The 4,251-nt window shown below is 30.0% G+C and carries 4 protein-coding genes; all 4 read right to left on the bottom strand.

Going from position 1 to position 4,251, the window contains the following annotated elements:
* Positions 1-600, bottom strand: a 600-nt coding sequence (locus OIO11_RS05825; protein WP_268070512.1) for an SMI1/KNR4 family protein, incomplete at its 3' end; no start/stop codon positions are given.
* Between the two features lie 13 nt (positions 601-613).
* Positions 614-1,555 (bottom strand): hypothetical protein, encoded by a 942-nt coding sequence (locus OIO11_RS05820; protein ID WP_268070511.1) that lies wholly within the window; start codon positions 1,553-1,555, stop codon positions 614-616.
* A gap of 368 nt (positions 1,556-1,923) precedes the next feature.
* On the bottom strand, positions 1,924-3,090 hold the full coding sequence (locus tag OIO11_RS05815) for a suppressor of fused domain protein (protein WP_268070510.1): 1,167 nt from the start codon (positions 3,088-3,090) through the stop codon (positions 1,924-1,926).
* Positions 3,091-3,115: 25 nt separating this feature from the next.
* A complete protein-coding gene (locus OIO11_RS05810; RefSeq protein ID WP_268070509.1) occupies positions 3,116-3,874 on the bottom strand; it encodes a hypothetical protein in 759 nt (252 codons plus the stop codon).
* Positions 3,875-4,251: the final 377 nt, after the last annotated feature.

Raw genomic sequence — 4,251 nt, 5'->3', positions numbered from 1 at the left:
TATCACTACATACGTTCCCATACCATTACTAAAAAATCCATAAGAAGATGTTAAATCAATTTTAAGATTTTTCTCTCCTATATCATCAAGAATTCCCCATTCGTACTCTTCTAAGCAGAATACATTTCCCAAAGAACTTAGCCCCATACTCTTACTAGGATAATAATAAAACCCATTATGGACATTTTCATAAAACTCTCTAACTTGTGATGGTATTTTATCCCAATGTTTTTTTAATTGTTCATTATTAAAATTATCTTTTGGATTTCTACCTTCATAATATAATACTTTTCCTCTTGAATTTTTTACAGAATATAAAATAGAATATCTATTACCTATATTCATGATTTCAACATCAATTAGAAACTCTTTCAAAAATGAAATAGTGTTACTTAGTTCTACGCTTACATGCTTTTCCCATAATTCTAATATTTTTTTTATTTTATTCGATTTTTCTAACTCTTTAAAAATATTTTTCCATTCATTAGGAATTAATTGCTCGTCAATATCATTAATCTCGTCCATATTTAATATTTTTACTGAAAGCTTCTTACTTAATGTATATTTATTTAAAAAATTTATTTTTTCTTCATTAATCATTTATATCAACTCCTTATTTTTTTAGAAAATCGTCTATTAATGATTGTATTTGCCCCTGTAGTTCTTTTTCTATTCTAATCATCCTTTCTCTAAATTCGGGATTAACTTTAATATTTCCTTTTTTATATAATAACCATTCTTCATAAGTTTTTGATCCCTTGGATGTATTTGCTACTTTGCTTAAACCTATAAAATTTTCTTTATAATTCAATATATTTACTTGCTGTTCATACGATAGTTTTTCGAATCCTTCCATGCACACTATTTTTTTCATAGGTACTATATGGTCTGCTTCTAGTGCATTGGTAATTTGCTTTCCAGGTAACGCAAAGTCTTCCATAGGTAAATCAACTCCTTCATTTACCATATCTCTAATTTCATCAGTTGGAGTTTGTTTTCTTAATTTATTATACAATTCATCAGAGATTTTTCGCTCTCCATATCTAGCTCCACTATTTACATTATTAAGTCTCCCCGCACCCTCAGTAATCACTTCAGCAGTATCATCCACACTTGAGCCTATTCCATTTTTAACCTTCTCAAATTCCTTTTTAAGCCTACCTAAAGCCTCATAACCATTACCCAAATTACTCCCAAGTACTGCTGGCTTTGGTCCTTTTTTCATATTGTTTAATGCTATTTTAGCTATTCTAATATTCTCTGATATTTCAGCTGATATCTTATTAAATGCTTTTTTAACAAAGGGTGCTGCTTTCTTAATTAATTTTTCTGCTCCATGGAATGCTGCTGCTGTTCCTGCTCCTATTCCAAAATCAGTTAGTACAGTTTTAAAGTTTATTCCTTTGCCTTCTAATTTTTGTCTTAATATACTTTCAAAGCCGTTGGTTATTCCTCCTAACAGCATTTTTCCACCTAAGGCTTCACCTACTCCAAAAGGTCCAAATATTGCTCCAGAGAATGCTCCTACAAAGGATTCTCGTCTTCCAGCTGCCATATAAGAAGATATATCACTTACTTCTTTACGTCGTTTATCTGATATTGCTTGACTTAATACTGCCGCTGTTTCTGCTACTACTGCTCCTACTACTGCTACATTTTATCCCTTACCATGCCACCTTTCGGTGTTAGATTTGTGTTTTATTTCCAACTTCTGTTAATTACTATCTTAATATAACCCCTAGAAAGCAGCTACCGCTCATGCTTTCGCATGTTTTAGGTACAAAAACAGGAATTGGTTGCTTTTATGATTCCAATTCCTGCTGTTTTATTTCTGGTGATTACATTTTTATATACTAATCTTTACAACATTTAATAATATTGTAAAATAATTCATTACATTTACTAGAATATTATATATAAGTGTTAGTCTTCAAATCCTCTTTCTTCATCAACAACATCTCTAGTTGGTAATATATGCATAAATTCATTATTTCCCATTTTTTTTGCTGAATCTATTTCCTCTTCACAAATTGGTACCAATGTAAAGAAATCTACTCTGATATCTTTGTCAATTCTAAGAAATGGAATATCCTCTGATACACAAAACATAGTAGTACTTAACCATGTATCAACATGAAATGGTAATGGTATATCATCTGGTATTCCATTTGGTATAATTACTCTTTCATTAATATATCCTTCACTTTGATGTGGAAGATGGGCAAACATTCTCAATATCTTTAATGGCCACCCATATCTTTCAGTTTTACAAGAAGTTTCATCTAATTTCCAATCTGAAGGCAATTTTATCATTAATTCAGCATATTTATATTCCTCATCTTCTTGTGCATATCCCATGGGATATGCACTCATCCCATTTGTTATAAGTGTTATATAATCCTTTTCTTGTTTTGGTTTTATTATATTAACATTTATCCTTACTCTACTTCCTGGTATTATTTCACTAATTGTTTGATCAATAGTGCCTATGTATTTTTCTATATGTTTAACTATTTTATCATCATCTTCCCAGCTGTAGTCTTTATTCTTTTTAACTTTATAATTTAATTGCTTATATAACTCTCTTTCTATTAAATCAACAATATCTCTATTTCTTGCATAGACATCAACTTGCCTTAGTGCATCCCAAAATTCTCCGCTTTCTTTTTGATAACTTATGCTTAAATCGATTCCTCTATCTATTAAAAGCTTAGTACAATCAACTTTTTCATTACGTGTTACTGAAAATAATGGATTTCTAAAAATATTACTAGTATCTATTTCAGCACCTGCATCTAATAAATATTTTACTACATCAATATTTTCATAAAAAACAGCACCTTCTAAGGCTGATGAATAAAACTCGCCACTCCCTTTATTTATATCTAAGCCTAAACTTAAAATATATTTTACAATTTCAACATTTCCATGCATAGCAGCAAATCGTAATAATGTTCCATCCCTTGAATCTTCGTAGTTTATATATTCTGGATACTCCTCTAACAATTGTTTTAATAAATCAAGATCATGTTTCCTAATTGCCTTTTCAAATTTTCCAATAATCCTCATATTGATATTTTTAATATCCATAGTTATAGTTCCTCCACTTGATTTTTTATCTATTTTCAGCTATTTTTCCTAATTCCCTAAGTTCCTCTCGAAGCGCTTGTTCAATTTCTTCAATATCACCACTTCCATACTTATCTATAGCTTTTCGTTCAGCATTTCTTAATCTATCTACAACTTCTTGTAAATTAGTTACATTATGCTGACCTGCTTTATTTTGTGCCCATACTAAATTATCTAGATCTAAAACAGGATCTATATTAGTCCTTCTTAATATTCTAGCACCTTCTTCCACAAGGCTTTGTTGTTCTTCTCCAATTCCTTTTTTATAAAGTACATGATGTGCATGCCATCTATCATCTTTATTAGCTTTTGGTTTAGGTTTATATTCTTCTAAATACTTTCCATAATCTATATCATTTATCCTATCCATTTTCCCTGTATGCTTATAATATGCTTGGGCTTTAGCACTTTTACTATACTTGCCTTTTCTATCTATATGCTCACAAAAATCTTTCCAAGAAATATTTTTGTTTATATTATCATTTTCTGCTAATTCAAGAATATCATTAACTTTTTGAGTATTTGTTTGGCTTAAATTGCCCCTAGTACCTGTATTACGATTTGTAATAATTTTACTTACTTTATCTTCAAATAATGTACTCTTTTCTGGTGGTACATATAAATCACCTATACCAGCATACTCTTCTTGCATACCAAGAGATTTTCTAATATTATATCCTACTCTATCTGTCAATTCATTGAGAGAATTTAAAGCATCATCTGTTTTTGATGCTCCTGCACGCAATAAATCATCAACTTTATCATCAATACTACTTGTTATTTTATTGAATTTACCAGATACTCTATCAACTAGATTTTGAGTACTATTCTTTATACTATTTATTACATCGTCTGCTTTATTTGCTACTGTATCAAATAACTCTCTACTAGTCTTACTAAATGCACCTAATATATCATCTACTTTACCAGATACTTTGTTTAATATACTCTTGCTGCCACTTGATAGTTTGCTAAGTACTTTAATCAGTTAGTATAGTTTTAAAGTTTATTCCTTTGCCTTCTAATTTTTGTCTTACTATACTTTCAAAGCCGTTGGTTATTCCTCCTAACAACATCTTTCCACCTAAGGCTTCGCCTACTCCAAAAGGTCCAAATATTGCT

The sequence above is a fragment of the Clostridium sp. ZS2-4 genome, from assembly GCF_026719745.1.
GTDB lineage: Bacteria > Bacillota > Clostridia > Clostridiales > Clostridiaceae > Clostridium_H.
This window is presented reverse-complemented; position numbering and strand designations above follow the sequence as displayed.